Source organism: Clostridium thailandense, assembly GCF_019207025.1.
Classification (GTDB): domain Bacteria; phylum Bacillota; class Clostridia; order Clostridiales; family Clostridiaceae; genus Clostridium_AM; species Clostridium_AM thailandense.
Genome location: NZ_JAEEGC010000122.1, coordinates 1 through 15,709, shown reverse-complemented (window position 1 = coordinate 15,709; position 15,709 = coordinate 1). Strand labels below are relative to the sequence as shown.

The following is a 15,709-nucleotide window of genomic DNA, read 5'->3' as shown; positions in this document are numbered from 1 at the left end:
TCTTTGTAGCTAAAGGATTATAAGGAAGAAATACTTAGGGAATGGGAGGGAGAAAATTGAATTTTTCATTTGTAACTCAATATTCAGATTTTATTGTTGTGGGAACTGAATATACTATTATACTTGCCATATTGGCAGTTGTATTTGGAACTATTATAGGAGTGGCACTAACACTTCTTAGAAGATGTAAGTTCATTGCAGTTAGAGTTATTGGAAATGCTTACATAGAATTTATTCGAGGTACTCCGCTTTTAGCACAGATATACATTATATATATTGGCGTTCCAATTTTGTTAGCAGGACATGATATTCCAGATCTAGCTGTTGGTGCGATTGCACTATCTTTAAATTCTGCAGCTTACATATCTGAAACTATTCGTTCCGGTATAGAAGCAGTCAGTAAAGGACAAATGGAAGCAGCCAGAAGCTTAGGTATGAATGAAAGAACTGCTATGTTTGACATAATTTTGCCACAGGCATTTAAAAATATTTTGCCCGCTCTTGGAAATCAGTTCATAGGAAGTATAAAAGATTCATCTATTGTATCAGTAATAGGAGTGGCTGAACTAATGTATAAAATAACCATTGTAAGGGGTAATACTGCATTAGGGTTAGAACCAATTTTAGTAGCATCCTTTATCTACTTAATGATTACTTTTACATTATCAAGAGCATTAGGTGTTCTAGAAAGGAAGTTGAGGGCTAGTGATACACGTTAAGGATTTGAAAAAAAGTTTTGGAAAAAATGAAGTGCTAAGAGGAATTACTGAGCATATTTCTAAAGGTGAAGTTGTAGTTGTAATAGGACCATCAGGCTCTGGCAAAAGTACTTTTTTAAGATGCTTAAATCTTCTTGAAACTCCAACTGGTGGATCGATTTTATTTGAAGGTCAAGATATCACAGCAAAGGGTACTAACATCGATAAAATAAGAGAAAAAATGGGCATGGTGTTTCAACAATTCAATTTGTTCCCGCACAAAACAGTATGTCAAAATATCTGTCATGCGCCAATAAAGGTTAAGGGTATGAAACCTGAGGAGGCAAAGAAGCTAGCAGTTGAATTACTTAACAAAGTAGGCTTATTGGAAAAAATAGATGCTTATCCAGCTTCCTTATCAGGAGGACAACAGCAAAGAATAGCAATTGCTAGGGCACTAGCTATGCAGCCAGAAGTGATGTTGTTTGATGAGCCAACATCAGCACTTGATCCAGAAATGGTAGGAGAGGTTTTGGCTGTAATGAAACAACTCGCAAAAGAAGGAATGACTATGGTTATTGTTACACATGAGATGGGATTTGCAAGAGAAGTAGGAGATCGAATATTGTTTATTGACCAGGGAGTAGTATTAGAGCAAAATAAACCTGAAGAATTTTTTTCTAATCCTAAGAAAGAACGTACCATTGATTTTTTGTCGAAAGTTTTATAAGGAGAGGAGATTAAAGAGCATGATTAAAGTACTTGGCTTAGGAGATAATGTTGTTGATAAATACGAACATATTAAGACTATGTACCCTGGTGGAAATGCGTTAAATTTTGCTGTATTTGCAAAAAAGATAGGTGTTGAAGCAGCTTTCTTAGGAGCTTTTGGCTCTGATAATGAAGCAAATCATGTGGCTTATAGTATAAAAGAATTAGATATTGATATAAGCCATTGCAGGTTTTACGAAGGAGAAAATGGTTGTGCAAGGGTTACATTAAAAGATGGTGATAGAATATTTGTTGGCAGCAATCGCTGCGGTGTACTTAGAACTTGTGGTCTAAATCTAAAGGAAGAAGATTATGTTTACATGAAAGGTTTTGATTTAATTCATTCTGGTCTATATGGATTTTCGGAATTTGAATTGAAAAAATTAAAGGAAATGGGAGCAACAATTTCTTATGATTTTTCAGAGGATTATACAGAAGAAAAATTAAATGAGATGCTTCCTATCGTAGACTATGCATTCTTTTCCTGCAGTAATTTAAAGATTGATGAGATGTTGAATTTGATGCTAAGAGCTACAAAATCTGGATGTAAGATGGTTCTTTGTACTAGAGGAGCAGAAGGTGCATATCTTTTTGATGGCATAAGATTTTATAGACAGCAGCCTAAGCTTGTTAAAGCTATTGATACTATGGCTGCGGGTGATTCTTTTATAACCTGTCTTATAGTTAATTATTTTAAGAAAATTAAAGGAAATAACCTTGATAAAGAAACAGCTATAAAAGAGAGTTTAGAAGCGGCTGCAGAATTTTCGTCAAAGCAGTGCTTAATTGATGGATCTTTTGGTTTTGGCAAAAAATATGAATAAAGAAAGAATGGGGATATATGGGGTTAGTAAAAAGAGAACAAATAGCAGGAATGAATATTCATTATATGAGGTATTCATTAGAATATTTTCTAGATGCTCAGGTTAGAGCAGGTATTAAAACAATAGAATTTTGGACTGGTATACCTCATTATTATTTAGATCCTATGATTTATGGTGATTGTAAAGAACTAAAGAAAAAAATAAATGATAGGGGATTAGAGGTTAAGGTATTTACGCCAGAAAATTGTATGTATCAATTCCAATTTGCAGCAAGCAAGCCTTTAATTTTCGAAAAAAGTTTTCAATACTTTTCAAATGGAATTAAGGCAGCATCAGAATTAGGCTGTAAAATTATGCAGTGCAATTCTGGATGGGGGTATCTAGATGAGACAAGAGAAGAGGCATGGAAACGATCAGTAGAGATGCTTTGGAGATTAGCTGATGTAGCTCAAAAAGAGGGAATTACTTTAGCGCTTGAAAGTCTCCGCCCAGAGGAGTCCAATCTGGTAATTCGGTTAGAAGATGTAAAGAGAATGATGAAGGAAGTAAATCATCCCAATATGAAGGTGTTAATCGATACAACTGCCATGGGAGTCGCAGGGGAAAACTTGCAGCAATGGTTCAATGAGTTTGGAAGAGACATAATTCATATGCATTTTGTTGATGGAAATCCTTATGGACATTTAATCTGGGGAGATGGACATCATGATTTAGAAGAGTTCTTAACTGTTTTAAAAGATAATCACTATGAAGGATATTTAGGCCAAGAAATAACTGATTCAAAATATTTTAAAGATCCGATAAGCCATGATATCAGAAATATGAAGAACTTTGAAAAATACATGTGAAACTCACTTGTTCTTTAACATACATGGCAAGATATGTTATAATTCTATTATATATAAAGCAATAGGGAGAGTATAGTATGAATCAAAATGTTTTGCCACCAATGTACTTACAAGTAAAAAATTTTCTCATAGAAAAGATTGAAAATAATGTATATAAGGAACAAGAAAAGCTTCCATCTGAAAGGGAATTAAGTGAAAAGTTCCAAATCAGCCGTATGACTGCCAGAAATGCCATTACTGAGCTAGTAAATGAGGGATATGCCTATCGAGATGGTGTAAGAGGAACTTTTGTTTCAAAGAAAAAAGTAAAAAGAAATTTTGTTACATTAGATGGATTTTCACGCTATTTAAAGCAAAGTGGAGTTACCGATGTAAAAACTAAAGTAGTAGAGTTCTCATATATCGAGGCAGATAGTTGGTTGTCATCAAAGTTAAATGTTCCAATAGGATCAGGTTGTTATAAATTAATACGTGTTAGAATTGGAAATGATGAGCCAATGGCGGTAGAACATACATTTATAAATGGTGCTTTTACAGAAGGACTTTTGCAATATGATTTTAGTAAAGAGTCTTTGTATCATATTTTAGATACCAAATATTCTTGTATGCCCAAAAGATCTGTAAATACACTGGAAATGTGCTATTTTAATAACTTTGATGCTAATTTATTAAGAGTAAAAAGTGGAACAGCAGGTTTTATTACAAAGGGAAAAAGCTATGATGAATCTAACAATTTGATTGAGTATGTTGAAATTTATAATAGAGGAGATCTATTTAAATTTACTTACGAATTGAGAAGGTAGATATAGAGAAAATGTAATAGCTCTGGTAAAATAATAAGCATGTAGGTATATACCAAAGACCACATTGCTTATACAATTTTAGGTATATACCATATACCACTAATATAGAATATGGAGGAGAATAAAATGGAATTAAGACAAATTATAGCGGAAATTAAAACAAAACAACCAGAAATCAAGAGTGTATTTTTCGTAGGATGTGGTGCATCAAAAGCAGAATTGTATCCAGCAAAATATTTTTTAGAAGGGAATGCAAAACAATTACGTACAAGTTTATATACTGCAAATGAGTTTAACTATGCAACACCAATATCAGTAGACAATTCAGCAATTGTAATTACTTGCTCTTTAGGGGGTAATACTCCTGAAACTGTAAAGGCAACTTCTTTAGCAAAATCTTTAGGAGCTCATGTAATAGCAATTACTCATACAGAAGGTTCACCAATTACAAAAGATGCTGACTATGTTGTAGTTCATGGATTTGAATTAAACTATGCAGCTAAAATGGAAAAAATGACAAAGGTTTTAACACTTGCAGTAGAAATATTAAATCAATATGAAGGTTATGCTCATTATGATAAGATGCTAGATGGCTTAGGAAAAATTTATGATTTAATTGAACAAGCAGTATCTTCCGTAGTTCCACAGGCAAAAGAATTTGCCAATGCATATAAGGAGGTTCCAGTAATTTATGTTATGAGTAGTGGAGCTACACATGAGGTTGCTTACTCTTTCTCTATATGTTTAATGATGGAAATGCAATGGATTAACTCAGGGTCTTTCCATGATGGTGAGTTCTTCCATGGACCATTTGAAATAGTAGAGGAAGATGTACCATTCTTATTATTAATGAATGATGGAAGAACAAGAGCTATGGATTCAAGAGCACTTGATTTCCTAAATAGATTTGATGCAAAAACAACAGTAGTAGATGCAAAAGACTTTGGACTAGGATCACAAATTGCAAAAGAAGTAGTAGATTATTTTAATCCAATGTTGATTTCAGGAGTATTACGAGTATACGCTGAACAACTATCAATTGTTAGAAATCATCCTCTAACTAAAAGAAGATATATGTGGAAATTAGAATACTAAAAATTTGATTTTTTCCCCTTTGACTGGTATCATTTCGGTGGTACCAGCTTTTATTATTTATATAACTACAATTTTATTTACAGGAAGGTGAAAGTTATGGAAAGTATAAGAATAGACTCGCATGTTCATACTTGTGTCTCACCAGATTCAGAGACACCATTAGAAAAGATATGCGAAAAATCTTATGAACGAGGAATAAACTCTATTATAATTACTAATCATTTTGAATATTATACAAGTAATAATGGAAAGTTGAGTATGGAAATCTCTTTTATTGATAATAGTTTAAAAGAAATAGATGATTGTAGAGAAAAATTTAATGGAAAATTAGAAATATTATTTGGCATGGAAATGGGACAAGTTCACTATTGGCCTGAGTATGTAAAAAAAATTGTGGAGAGTTATCCTTTCGATTATATAATTGGATCTATTCATAAGATAGAGGATATTGATTTGAAATATGGAGATTACTCAAAAGAAAACATAGAAAAACAAAACATACAATATCTTTCTCTACTTTATGATATGGCTAAGAAAGGAGAATATGATTGTATAGGTCACCTAGATTTGGTAAAAAGGTATGCAGCAAAGCAACATAAAAAAAATAATCTGATGGATAGATACGAGAATAATGTAAGAGATATCCTTAATGTAGTAATAGAAAGAGGAAAAGGTATTGAAATTAATACATCAGGTCTTAGACAGCTAACTGGAGAATTTATGCCATCTATTGAAATTATAAGGCTTTACAAAAAATTAGGTGGAGAAATTATAACTATTGGTTCTGATTCTCATACACAAGATGATGTAGGAGCTGGATTTGATGAGAGTGTCAATTTATTAAAAGAAATTGGATTTAAAAAAATTACACTTTATAGAAGAAGAAAGCCTTATTTTTATGCTATATAAGTAAAATTTTTAGTTAAATAATTTATGTATATGAACTTTGATAAAAAAATAAAGATACGTTATAATATGTATATATTGCACTAATTTGTAATTAAATCTAACAAAACATACGCTATTAAGTATATATTAAAAAATATTTCATATAGAGGTGAAGAAATGAACAAAGATCAAATATTGTCTATGGATACATATATTTTTCTAAATTTTATAAACACAAAGCTAAGAGATGAATTTGAAAATATAGAAAGCTTATGCAAATTTTACGATTTGGAAGAAGAAGCCATTATAAATAAATTAGATACCATAGATTACAAATATGATACTGAAACTAATCAGTTTAAATGATAGGAAATTATGATGAATAATAAGACTAAAAATATTGTGATAACTATAAACTATTGTATATTTACGTTAACTATGCTTGTTGATTGCATATATAATAATACAAATTGGTTTATGTTAATGTCCCTATACTTTATTCTTTTAACTTTATATTCAATTAACACATTCTTTTTGCATGAATGTCCTAGCAAACAGAGATATTTTAATAAATATAATTTATTAGTTCTTGTTATATATCTCTTACAGGTATGCTTAATTTTTTTCATTAACAAATTTGATATTACATATATATCTATATCTCTTTATCTTTTTTTGTTGGCTGATATAGTTGTAAATCAAAGTTATTACCCAGGAATTGTTGCTTTTTTTATTTTATACGGTATATCTAGTATTTCTATTTTGACTAAGCTAAATTTTGAAAATACTAAGGCTGTTTCTGCAATATTATTAGATTTACCTATTTTTATCATTGTATATATAATATTTTTTCTAATTAATCATCTTTTAAAACAAACAGAAGTTATTGAGGCTGCGTTAAAGGATATTACTGTCAAAAAGCTTGAAAAAGATTCTATGTACAATGATCTTAAGGAAGCATATGAAAGAGTAGAAAATATAACTGCATTAAAAGAGAGAAATAGAATAGCAAGAGAGATACACGATACAGTTGGGCATACGCTAACTACAGTTTTAGTCGAACTTGAAGCAGCCAGGAGGCTTATAAAAAAAGACTTAGAGCTTGCCGAAAGTAAACTTAATCTGGCTCAAAATCAGGTGAGAAAAGGTCTTAATGATATAAGAAGTTCTGTACGTATACTTGAAAATGGACAAGATATACTTGATTTTTATTCTGATTTGGAATCAATCATAGCAGAGACGGAAAAACATTCGGAGGCTATAATTAAAGCTCAAATAGATTACGATATAGTTCTTAATAAGGGCCAGGAAAAGGTAATTTTATCAGCTCTTTTAGAGGGACTTGCTAATGGAATAAGACATGGAAAAAGTAGTGCTTTTCTATTCAAATTGTATAAAAATAAGGAAAAAGTTCTTTTTTCTCTTGAAGACAACGGAAAAGGTTCTGATATAGTTACCTATGGTTTTGGACTTAGAGCTATGAGAGAAAGAATATTAGAGCTTAATGGAAGCCTTGATATATCTTCAAAACTTGGGGAGGGTTTTGGAATATATATTACTTTTCCTTACTATAAAAAGTCAGACAACGAAACTTGATGAAAATGTGATTTTTTAAGAGGTGGATTATGCAAAAAATAAAAATATTAATAGCAGATGATCAAACTTTAATGAGAGATGGATTAAAGACTATTTTAGAGCTAGAAGAAAATTTTGAGATTATAGGTACTGCCAAGGATGGAACAGAAGTATTAGGACTTTGTGAGAAAGAATCACCGGATTTAGTACTAATGGACATAAGAATGCCTAAAATGGATGGCGTTAAATGCACTGAGCTGCTGAAACGTTTATATCCGGAAATAGTTGTTTTAATATTAACTACATTTAATGATGTAGATTACATTGTTGAAGCTTTGAATTATGGAGCAGCAGGATACATATTAAAGGATATAGAAGGAGACGATCTTGTTAAGGCTATAAATGATGCCTACAAAGGATCACTTATGCTGCCTACAAGTGTAGCTAAAAAGCTCGTTGAAAAGCTTTCTGAAAACAAATTAATAAAGCCTAAGGAAAAAAAGGTATTACTTGATTTTTCAGAAAGAGAAGCAGAGATTGCAAAAATGTTGTCAATGGGGTTTAATAATCGTCAAATCGCTTCGTCGTTATTTATATCTGAAGGTACAGTTAAAAATTATATTTGCAATATTTATAGTAAACTTGGAACTTCAGATAGGACTGCAGCAGCTATTGAGATAAAGAAAATAATTGAATCATAGTAAAAGGTTACTCCAGTCATAAAAAATGTGACTGGAGTAACTTTTTTATGATCTCAATTTCAATTATTATTATATTTGAAGTTAACTGGATAACAAATGTAAATTGGGAAAATAAATACTTAGAAGGGAATGAGCTTGTGAAAGTTTTATCGATTTTAAATTATAGTAGAGAAAATAAAACTAAAGTTATAAGTTCTATCATCCCTGTGCTTATTGCAGTTTCTTTTTTGTATTTGATTAATACCTTTGTGAAATCGGAGGAAGATTCTTTATATAAACTCAATATTTTTTCATATAAGTATCATTCTACAATTATGTCCTGCAATAATAGTAATATTATTACAAAAGTAAAAAGTAATAAAAATGTAGAAAGATTAGTTCCTTTTATGTTATATGGTATAAAGTATAGTATTCCAGGAAATTTAGATTTTGCTAATGTAATAAGTTTAAAAACTGAAGATATGAATTATTTTTTAGAGAAAGAATCTATACAAATTAAGGATGGAAGATTACCTCAAGAAGGGGAAAAGGAGATTGCAATAAATTATTTAGTTGCACAAAATAAAAAAGTTACCATTGGGGATAACGTAGGGAATGCGTCAGATAAGTTTGACGGAATAAATGGTACGTATAAGGTAGTTGGTATATTGGAAGGTGATAGCATGATTTCAATTGTGGCCTTTAATAATGAAATTCTAAAAGATTATGAGGATGAAGAAAAATCTTTATCGCATGGAATAATGATTTTTCCTAAAAAAAACAGTATTAATGAAGTGAATAAATTAATTGAGAATTTACCAAAAGGAGAAGCTGAATACAATACTTTAAAGACCTTAAGTGAAAAATTTTATAGGGATATAGGGTCTATAGAATTTTTAGATGCCATAAGTATATTATCTATATTTCTAATGGTAATTACAGTTGGAAGTTCAAAGTACGTTGAATTTTTTAATAGAAAAGAAGAAATAGGAATACTCAATGTAATTGGATATGAGAAAAAACAGATCTTAAAGAGAGCTATATTAGAAGTTACTACTATTAATGTGATTTCATATGTTTTAGGTTTATTGCTAGGTATAGTTTTAAGTTATTGGATGAAAAAAAGTATTTTTGAAAGTATAGGTGCCGTAGGAGTGGTGTATGATAAAAAGGCGCTGCTTGTATCTTTATATGTTCCTCTCTTTACTATATTATTTACTATAGTACCTATAAATGGAATGATAAATAAGCTTGATCCTATTGACATGATTGAAAACAATTGAGGAGGGGCATTATGATTTTTAAATTGGAAAGTGTAAATTTAGTTTATGACATAGGCAAGGAGGCGCAAACCTATGCACTTAAAGATATAAATCTTTCGTTAGATGGCAATAGATTTATTGGGATTATGGGGCCTTCAGGAAGTGGAAAAAGTTCTCTCCTTTATACAATGGCAGGTTTTAAAATACCAACTTCGGGAAAAGTTTGCTATGGAGAAATAGATTATGATGAAATTTCTTCGTCTAAAAGGGCTGAAATAAGAAGAAAAGATTTTGGATTTATTTTTCAACGACACTTCTTAATCGATTATATGACAGTAATGGAAAATATATTAGTACCAATAAATGATGACGGGAGAGAAGTAAAAATAAAAGCAATGTCTATATTAAATAAGCTTGAACTTCTAAATCTTGCAGATAAAAAACCCTATCAGCTTTCTGGAGGACAAAGACAAAAGGTAGCCATTGCAAGAGCACTGATAGGAGATCCAAAGGTTATTTTTGCTGATGAGCCAACAGCAGCATTAGATCATAATAGTGCTATAGAAGTAATGAGGTTTTTGGAAAACTATAAAAGAGACAAGATGATTGTAGTAGTAACTCATGACCCCTGCATTTTGCAAAATGCCAACCATATTATTAACATGCTTGATGGTACAATAGCTTCTATCGATAAAGATAGAGGAGGTATATGATGAAGCCTCTCTCAAGTAGGAGCTATTTAAAGAACAATGTAAAAAAAGTGTTACCAAGTTTTACATGTGTGGCATTAGGGGTGTTTCTTATATATTTTTTTTCAATAACATTGTATAGCGGTATATATGGAATAAAGCAAGGTTCCTTAGATATGCTTGAAAAAGTAACGAATATAGCTTCTAACACTAAAGATCCTATATCAGATAAAGCTTTAGATAAAATTAAGAATTGCAATAATGTTGAGTATATTGTACCGATTATAGGAGTTATTGGTGGATTTCAGTATAAAAGTCCTTTTGGTCAAATAAGCACTGAGGCTTTTAATGTCTTTGAAGAAGATATTCCAAGGCTTCTTCAAATATTTGATATGAGGCTTTTAGAGGGAAAGCTGCCTTCACCAAATAAGAATGAATTACTTATATCACTCAAAATTTCAAAGCAGGACAAGATTAAAATAGGAGATTATATAGGCAAAAATTCTGATATAAACGTAACTTTAAATAAAAAATATAAGGTATGCGGTATAATTGATGGACCTATAAATACGATGTTAACAACTAATTCTGGAAACACTAAAAGGGAAGAAGCATTAAAACATAATTTGATATTTTCTCTTAAAAATGAAAACAACAAAACTATTAATGATGAACTTGAATCTATGGGGGAAAGCACGATTACAATTATGGATTACAAGTCTGCATACAATCAGTTGAATGAAATAATTAGAGCTATAACTTCTCTTAGTTTTATTTTGAATCTTATAGTAATTATAGTTTTATGTATTTCAATTGGTAATTTAAATTATATATTATTTTTAAACAGGCAGTATGAATTTAAAATTTTAGCTGCTATTGGATATAAAAAAAAGGATCTTTATATAAAGATTTTAAAAGAGAATATCACTTTAAATATATTGGGATTTACTTTTGGTATTATAGTTACCATTATTACAATAAAACTTTTAAATATAATCATATTTCAACCTAAGGGACAGTATGTATATAGTTTTCACTTAAAAAGTATATTTACAGCTTTTCTAATACCTGTATCTGTATCTACAACCAACATGCTTTCAACATTAAGGAAACTTAGAGCTATGAATTATGATTGTCTTAATTTCTAAAAAAGAAAATGTTAAAAAGGAGGATAAATATGAGTATAACTGAGATATCAGTAAAAAGGCCAACCGCAATATGGATGGCAATAGTGCTAATGCTTTCACTAGGCATTATCGGGTATAAAAAGATGGGGGCAAATTTATTGCCATCTATGGACACATCCACAATAACAATAAGTACTACCTATAATGGCGCCAGTGCAGAAGATATGAAAGAAGATGTTATAAAACCTATTGAAGATGCAGTATCAGGAATAAGTGGTATTGATACAATTAATTCTCGTGCATTAGAAGGAAGTTGTTCAGTTACAGTAAACTTTAAAAGCACAGTAAATTCTAATACAGCTTACTTAGATGTACAGAAAGCAGTTCAAAATGCATCTGGCAAACTGCCTAAAAATGCTGACAAGCCTGTCTTATATAAAATGGATGCCAGCAATATGCCAATTTTGATTCTTTCAATAAGTGGTAACATAAATGAGGACGAACTTTATAATGAAGCTGATAAAGCAAAAGAAGAAATAGAAAAGGTAACAGGAGTAGGAAGAGTAGATTTATATGGTGGAAACAAAAAACAACTAATGATAAAACTTGATAAAACTGCTATGGACTATTATGGAGTATCTGTCAATTCTATAACACAGCAACTTCAGGCAAATAACCTAAATGTACCAGGTGGACAGATAAAACAAGATAATATGGTTCAAACAGTAAAAGTTATAGGACAATTTAATAATGTAGATAAGGTAAGAGGCTTATTAATACCTACAGCATCAGGAGGAAGTATACGACTTTCAGATATAGCTAAGGTGGATTTAGAATTGCCTGAAGATAACTCTTTGATAAGATATAAGAATGACAAAACCATAGCGGCGCTTGTCACAAAGCAGAGCGATGCAAATATAGTAACAGTGGCTAATAATGTAAAGAAACAGTTGGAAGAAATTAAGAAAACTACAGCTAAGGGAGTTAATATAGATATTGCTTTTGACAATACTACATTTATTACTTCAGCATTAACTGAAGTAAAACATAATCTTATAGAAGGTATTGTAACTACTGCAATAGTGCTTTACTTATTTTTCCGAAGTTTTCGTTCTTCAATGATAGTTTTGATTGCGATACCAACATCACTAATAGCAACTTTCTTTATGATGTATGAATTACATTTTACTTTAAACATGATGTCTATGATGGGATTATCTCTAGTTATAGGTAGTTTGGTAGATGACTCGATTGTTGTAATAGAAAGTATACAAAGGCATTTAGACATGGGAGAAAATCTTATAGATGCAGCCATTAATGGGCGTAGAGAGATAGGACTTGCTGCTATTGCTATAAGTCTTTGTGACGTAGTTATGTTCGTACCAATTGCTTTTATGTCAGGACAAATAGGACAAATTTTTAAAGAATTTGGTTTAACAATAGCTATAGCTACAATATTTTCACTTATAGTTTCCTTCACAGTTACGCCAATGCTTTCATCTATGACACTTAAAAGGGTTAGTAAAAAAGAGAGAGAAGAAAAAGAGAAGAAAAAGGGTACATTTAGCAAGATTATAGAGTTATATAAGAAAACTATTGTATGGGCATTAGACAATAGATGGAAGGTCTTAGTTACTTCCTTAATAGGAATAATATTCAGTATATCACTTTTACCAATGGGATTGATAGGTACAGAATTTATGGCAACAACAGACCAAAGTTTCTTTTCCATAGATATATCACTTACTGCTGGTTCTACGCTAAAACAAACAGATGATAAGGTCAGAGAAATAGAAGATTATCTTCGTAAAACCAAGGAAGTAAAAGATTATATCTCAATGGTTGGATTAAATGGTAACGATGGTTCTTCAGATAAAGCTACGGCTCAATTATATGTTAACTTAGTACCTAAAAAAGAACGTAAAAAGAAGCAAAGTGAAATTGCTGCAGAGGTACGTAAATTTGGTAAAGCTATACCTGGTATAGAATTTAACTTAACAGAATCTGATAGTGGTGGTGGAAGTGGTAAACCAGTGTCTATTAATATAAAGGGTAAAGATGCGGATACCTTAACTGCACTATCAGATGAAGTTGAAAAAGTACTAAAGTCAACCTCTGGCGTAACAGATATATCAAATTCAGCAAAGGTAAAAAACAGCGAAATAAAAATAAAAGTAGATAGTTTAGCTGCATCAAATTATGGTATTACAACTACAGATATAGGTAGTGTTGTAAGAGTTGCGTTGTCAGGAAATCAAGTAGGAGAGTTAAGGTCAAATAACGAAGAAAATGATATAACCCTTAAATTTATGAAAGGTCAAGTACAAAGTGTTGATGATGTTAAAAATATAAAAATAACAAGTACTTCTGGACAGCAAATACCATTAAGTCAGGTTGCAACTGTTGAAAAAGCAGATACTGCTCCATCTATATCAAGGGAATCAAAGCAGGATATAGTTACTGTGAGTGCTAATATTCAGGGTAGAGTTGTTGGAGATATCAACAACGATATAAATGCAAAATTAAAAGCACTTACACTACCTTCAGGGTATAGTCTAGATTTTGGTGGAGCGCAAAAAAGTATGGGAGAAGCAGGAAATTCTTTATTGATGGCTTTAGGAGCGTCTATAGCTCTTATATACATGATATTGGTAGTACTTTACCAATCTTACTTGACACCAGCAATAAGAATGGTAGCATTGCCATTTGCTTTAATGGGAGCATTACTTGCATTGGCTTTGACTGGTCAAAGTTTAAATGTAATGTCAGCTATCGGGATAATAATGCTTGAAGGGTTATCTTCAAAAAATGGTACACTTCTAATAGATTATACTAACACTCTTATGAAAAAAAATAATATGACCTTAAGAGAAGCTCTTATAGAATCAGGGGTTACAAGACTCAGACCTATAATAATGACCACCGCAACAATGATAGTGGCTATGCTTCCGGTAGCGTTATCCTTAGGAGCAGGAAGTGAAATGAAACAAAGTATGGGTATAGTAATAATAGGAGGTATGATTGTATCAACGGTAGCTACGCCTATTGTACTGCCAGTAATTTATACACTTATGGATGACTTGACAAATTTTGTTTTTAGAAGAAATAAAAATAAGAAGGTAAAGGAGGTAGAAAAATATGAATTTTAAAAATTTAAATATAAAAAAATTCAAGATAAAAGGCTTTAATAAGAAAAATTTAATATTTATAATTGTAGTGGGAGTAGCTATTGTACTTGCATTTAGTGGAATTCGCACATTTACAAAAAATAAAAAAGTAGAAACAAAGCAAGAAATTAAAAATGTAAGAACACAAAAAATAACATCTGGATCAATATCTGCTAATGTAGAATATGCAGGTACTTTAAAACCTGCAAAGGAAGTAGCAGTTTTACCAAAAACAGGAGGAAAAGTTGTTAGTGTTAATGTCAATGTTGGAGATAAGGTTACAGAAGGGCAGGTGTTATATACATTAGATAAAGAAGAATCGGAAGCAAATCTTCAGTCTCAGAAGGCAGGACTTGAGAGTGCTAAAGCGGATTTGGAAAAAACCAGTGATTCTAGTCAAGCACAGCAAATATCCCAAGCTGAACAGACTTATGGAAAAGCACAAGTGGAATTCAACAATACAGAGGACAATTATAATAAAATGCAAAAGTTATATGGAACAGGAGCTATATCAAAAAAAGACTTAGATGATGCAAAAAAACAATATGATAATGCTTCAATAGATTTGAAAAGTGCAAAAGATAATTTGGATATAATAGAAAATAAAATAGGTCCACAATCTACAAAATCAGCTGCTGCTAGAGTAGCACAGTCAGAAGCGGGAGTAAGTACTGCGCAAATTCAATTAAATAATGCAACAATCACTTCACCTATTTCAGGGATTGTATCAGAAAAGGATGTTGAAGTAGGAAAAATTGCTAGTTCACAATCTGGTTCCGTTACTGTTATAGATTCAAGTACATTAACTGCAGAAATAACTGTTCCAGATAGCATGATTGGAAAAATTAAAGTAGGTGAAGCAGTTCCAATATCTATAAATGCGTTAGATAATAAAATAGTTAATGGTGTAATAGATACTATAAGTCCTGCTGCTAATTCTAAAGATAAATGTTACTCTGTTAAAGCAAAAATTGACAATGCAAACGGAGATTTAAAAGCTGGCATGTTTGTTAAAGTATCACTACAATCGGATACTAAGGATAACGTTCTAAGTGTTCCTAATCAAGCTATTAAGACGGAAAATGGTGTTAATTACGTATACTTAGTTGAAAATAACAAGATTAAAAAAGTAGCTGTAAACACAGGAATTTCAAATGCTAAATTCACAGAAGTATCAGGTAACATAAGCCAGACTGCTGATATAATTACAGAGGGACAAAGCATACTGGCAGATGGAGAAAAAGTTAATGTGATAAAATAGTTATAGGCATCCACGGCCGAC

The 15,709-nt window shown here is 31.2% G+C and carries 15 protein-coding genes; all 15 read left to right on the top strand.

Annotated features, from left to right (window positions below; translation table 11 throughout):
* The first annotated feature begins 56 nt into the window (after positions 1-56).
* The 15 genes from I6U48_RS21010 (at position 57) to I6U48_RS20940 (ending at position 15,688) form a co-directional block, all read left to right on the top strand.
* Positions 57-719, top strand: coding sequence for an amino acid ABC transporter permease (locus I6U48_RS21010; protein WP_218322441.1), 663 nt, complete (start codon positions 57-59; stop codon positions 717-719).
* Positions 706-1,428, top strand: a complete 723-nt coding sequence (locus I6U48_RS21005) for an amino acid ABC transporter ATP-binding protein (protein WP_218322440.1) — start codon at positions 706-708, stop codon at positions 1,426-1,428. Before I6U48_RS21010 ends, I6U48_RS21005 begins: the two co-directional genes overlap by 14 nt.
* 19 nt (positions 1,429-1,447) lie before the next feature.
* Positions 1,448-2,293, top strand: coding sequence for a PfkB family carbohydrate kinase (locus I6U48_RS21000; RefSeq protein ID WP_218322439.1), 846 nt, complete (start codon positions 1,448-1,450; stop codon positions 2,291-2,293).
* A 17-nt stretch (positions 2,294-2,310) separates the two neighbouring features.
* Positions 2,311-3,141 carry a sugar phosphate isomerase/epimerase family protein gene (locus tag I6U48_RS20995; RefSeq protein ID WP_218322438.1) on the top strand — a complete coding sequence of 277 codons (831 nt, stop codon included), beginning with the start codon at positions 2,311-2,313 and terminating at the stop codon, positions 3,139-3,141.
* Positions 3,142-3,218: 77 nt separating this feature from the next.
* The gene (locus I6U48_RS20990) at positions 3,219-3,944 is read left to right on the top strand and encodes a GntR family transcriptional regulator (RefSeq protein WP_218322437.1); all 726 of its coding nucleotides are present in this window, start codon (positions 3,219-3,221) and stop codon (positions 3,942-3,944) included.
* 126 nt (positions 3,945-4,070) lie between these two features.
* The gene (locus tag I6U48_RS20985) at positions 4,071-5,039 is read left to right on the top strand and encodes an SIS domain-containing protein (RefSeq protein ID WP_218322436.1); all 969 of its coding nucleotides are present in this window, start codon (positions 4,071-4,073) and stop codon (positions 5,037-5,039) included.
* Between the two features lie 96 nt (positions 5,040-5,135).
* Positions 5,136-5,948: a histidinol-phosphatase HisJ family protein gene (locus tag I6U48_RS20980; RefSeq protein ID WP_218322435.1), complete on the top strand. Its 813-nt coding sequence runs from the start codon at positions 5,136-5,138 to the stop codon at positions 5,946-5,948.
* 156 nt (positions 5,949-6,104) lie between these two features.
* Positions 6,105-6,293 (top strand): DUF4250 domain-containing protein, encoded by a 189-nt coding sequence (locus tag I6U48_RS20975; protein WP_218322434.1) that lies wholly within the window; start codon positions 6,105-6,107, stop codon positions 6,291-6,293.
* Between the two features lie 396 nt (positions 6,294-6,689).
* Positions 6,690-7,523 carry a sensor histidine kinase gene (locus I6U48_RS20970; protein ID WP_246615481.1) on the top strand — a complete coding sequence of 278 codons (834 nt, stop codon included), beginning with the start codon at positions 6,690-6,692 and terminating at the stop codon, positions 7,521-7,523.
* Positions 7,524-7,552: 29 nt separating this feature from the next.
* Complete coding sequence (locus tag I6U48_RS20965; protein WP_218322432.1) at positions 7,553-8,203, top strand: response regulator transcription factor; 651 nt, start codon at positions 7,553-7,555, stop codon at positions 8,201-8,203.
* A gap of 47 nt (positions 8,204-8,250) precedes the next feature.
* On the top strand, positions 8,251-9,465 hold the full coding sequence (locus I6U48_RS20960; RefSeq protein ID WP_246615480.1) for an FtsX-like permease family protein: 1,215 nt from the start codon (positions 8,251-8,253) through the stop codon (positions 9,463-9,465).
* Positions 9,466-9,476: 11 nt separating this feature from the next.
* A complete protein-coding gene (locus I6U48_RS20955) occupies positions 9,477-10,157 on the top strand; it encodes an ABC transporter ATP-binding protein (RefSeq protein WP_218322431.1) in 681 nt (226 codons plus the stop codon).
* Positions 10,157-11,281: an ABC transporter permease gene (locus I6U48_RS20950; protein WP_218322430.1), complete on the top strand. Its 1,125-nt coding sequence runs from the start codon at positions 10,157-10,159 to the stop codon at positions 11,279-11,281. Before I6U48_RS20955 ends, I6U48_RS20950 begins: the two co-directional genes overlap by 1 nt.
* Before the next feature lie 29 nt (positions 11,282-11,310).
* Positions 11,311-14,409: an efflux RND transporter permease subunit gene (locus I6U48_RS20945; RefSeq protein WP_218322429.1), complete on the top strand. Its 3,099-nt coding sequence runs from the start codon at positions 11,311-11,313 to the stop codon at positions 14,407-14,409.
* Positions 14,399-15,688: an efflux RND transporter periplasmic adaptor subunit gene (locus tag I6U48_RS20940; protein ID WP_218322428.1), complete on the top strand. Its 1,290-nt coding sequence runs from the start codon at positions 14,399-14,401 to the stop codon at positions 15,686-15,688. The genes I6U48_RS20945 and I6U48_RS20940 overlap by 11 nt, the downstream gene beginning before the upstream one ends.
* Positions 15,689-15,709: the final 21 nt, after the last annotated feature.

What these genes read in the sequence shown, in the direction of transcription:
- I6U48_RS21000 (WP_218322439.1), top strand. Translation starts at nt 1,448, where the DNA reads ATGATTAAAGTACTTGGCTTAGGAGATAATGTTGTTGATAAATACGAA.
- I6U48_RS20995 (WP_218322438.1), top strand. Translation starts at nt 2,311, where the DNA reads ATGGGGTTAGTAAAAAGAGAACAAATAGCAGGAATGAATATTCATTAT.
- I6U48_RS20990 (WP_218322437.1), top strand. Translation starts at nt 3,219, where the DNA reads ATGAATCAAAATGTTTTGCCACCAATGTACTTACAAGTAAAAAATTTT.
- I6U48_RS20985 (WP_218322436.1), top strand. Translation starts at nt 4,071, where the DNA reads ATGGAATTAAGACAAATTATAGCGGAAATTAAAACAAAACAACCAGAA.
- I6U48_RS20980 (WP_218322435.1), top strand. Translation starts at nt 5,136, where the DNA reads ATGGAAAGTATAAGAATAGACTCGCATGTTCATACTTGTGTCTCACCA.
- I6U48_RS20975 (WP_218322434.1), top strand. Translation starts at nt 6,105, where the DNA reads ATGAACAAAGATCAAATATTGTCTATGGATACATATATTTTTCTAAAT.
- I6U48_RS20965 (WP_218322432.1), top strand. Translation starts at nt 7,553, where the DNA reads ATGCAAAAAATAAAAATATTAATAGCAGATGATCAAACTTTAATGAGA.
- I6U48_RS20960 (WP_246615480.1), top strand. Translation starts at nt 8,251, where the DNA reads ATGATCTCAATTTCAATTATTATTATATTTGAAGTTAACTGGATAACA.
- I6U48_RS20955 (WP_218322431.1), top strand. Translation starts at nt 9,477, where the DNA reads ATGATTTTTAAATTGGAAAGTGTAAATTTAGTTTATGACATAGGCAAG.
- I6U48_RS20950 (WP_218322430.1), top strand. Translation starts at nt 10,157, where the DNA reads ATGAAGCCTCTCTCAAGTAGGAGCTATTTAAAGAACAATGTAAAAAAA.
- I6U48_RS20945 (WP_218322429.1), top strand. Translation starts at nt 11,311, where the DNA reads ATGAGTATAACTGAGATATCAGTAAAAAGGCCAACCGCAATATGGATG.
- I6U48_RS20940 (WP_218322428.1), top strand. Translation starts at nt 14,399, where the DNA reads ATGAATTTTAAAAATTTAAATATAAAAAAATTCAAGATAAAAGGCTTT.